Origin of the sequence: Filifactor villosus, assembly GCF_042652965.1 — a bacterium.
In the GTDB taxonomy this organism is placed as follows: Bacteria; Bacillota; Clostridia; order Peptostreptococcales; family Filifactoraceae; genus Filifactor; species Filifactor villosus.
The window spans coordinates 1-1,551 of the sequence record NZ_JBHSHL010000026.1 but is presented as its reverse complement, the minus strand read 5'-3'; the positions used below and the strand labels follow the sequence as shown (position 1 = coordinate 1,551).

1 protein-coding gene is annotated in these 1,551 nt (G+C 41.9%); it reads right to left on the bottom strand.

Going from position 1 to position 1,551, the window contains the following annotated elements; genetic code table 11:
- Positions 1 to 500 precede the first annotated feature (500 nt).
- Positions 501 to 1,551 (bottom strand): hypothetical protein (locus tag ACFO4R_RS07600; RefSeq protein ID WP_379788474.1); only part of this gene is annotated, 1,051 nt, incomplete at its 5' end.

Genomic DNA, 1,551 nt, shown 5'->3' with positions numbered 1-1,551 from the left:
TTGATCTCGATGTCCTCATTGGAGTAGACGGTAAAGTTCTCCCCCTCCCGCTTGGACAGATCAAGGCCCCCGCCACAGGAAACCAATAGAACAATCATTAAACAGACTATGCATAGACCCAAATACTTTTTCATAACAATGTCTCCTTTGTTTAAATGTTATTACGGAACTGTATAGATACACAGGAAGATTTCTCGTAGTTCAAAGAAACAGATTGAAACCTTCTTTATACAAAGATAGAGTTTTTGAAACTATTCATCTCAAAGCCTTTCTGTATTTACTGAACTAAGGCAATACTGCACAAATATGAAACTTTGATTCCCCTATAATTTGCAAGAAATAAAGGTCTGTCAAACCAACACTTTCGAGAAATTCAACACTTATATAAAAGTGATTTTACGATGATTTTCTGAGTTATGCGGTATTTCCCTAACAGAAACAAACTGTTTCGTCTTTACACAATCTTCCTTTCTATTTTTCGCAATAGGCTAAACCGACTTTTACAAAAGCTTATCGATATCCCTGATATTCTCTCTTAGATATGCCTTCCATTCTTCCCGCAGTTGATACAGGCTCTTGCCGAACTCTTCTTCAAAGCTAGTTTCATCTCCTATCTTTACCCGAAGATAGAACATCTTCTCCAAGCCGTATCTCTTCATCAGGTAATAGACAAAGGCTCTGTTTTCAAAAAAGTTATAGTTGTTCGGCTCCAGAAATCCGGTAAAGCCTACCTTGTTCTCTTCAAACAGATATACCGTTTTACTCTTTAATCCCGGAAGTAATTCCGAATAGTTTCTATCGATCAAATCTATAATGCAGATCAACTTATCGCTGCTATCGTCATCATAGAGCAGTCCCCTTATCTTCTCCTCCGTCAGTTCCCCGAAGTTCTTCTCCATGACCGCAAAAATTTTTTTGTCAACCTCGGTTGCAGCCCCCTCCTCAATGCTCCTTACAAAATTCAACATGGCCTTATAATAGGGCTCTCTTAATTCGTCCGAATACCACAGCGTCAAAGACGGGTCCAACCCCTCTTCCAACCATCTCGATGCCGCTCCGACTTTTCCGTTTCTTGCTTGAGATACCTCCTCAAACATCTTATGGTTGTACTCCACCATCTGTGCCCATACCCCTTCCAAAATAATCTCGTTATTAGTAGAGTAATATATATTAGTAGGCTTTGTATTGTCAAAGAAGTAGATAGTCTTTTTCGGATTATCGAGCACCTCCCGATACTCCCGATAAAAGTTGGGAGCCTCCTTCTCAATCGTCCTCCGATTCTTCTCGATATTCTCCTCGAAGGTCAGCAGGATCTCTTCCAACTCTTCCACCTCGTCATAGGTCTCATCTTCCGTCAGTAGGGTTATGCTAAAACCCCCGATCTCCTTGCGGGTGTTGACGGTAAGCTTACCTAAGGTGTTATAGCGCACTTCGATATCCTCAAGCAGGGAGGGTCTCTGTTTCTGGTACTCGATGTCAAGCCCCTCTTCCTTCGCCCATCCTTCGATGTCCTGCATCTCGACCTGTCCATGGAGCAGGTCTTCCTTCTTC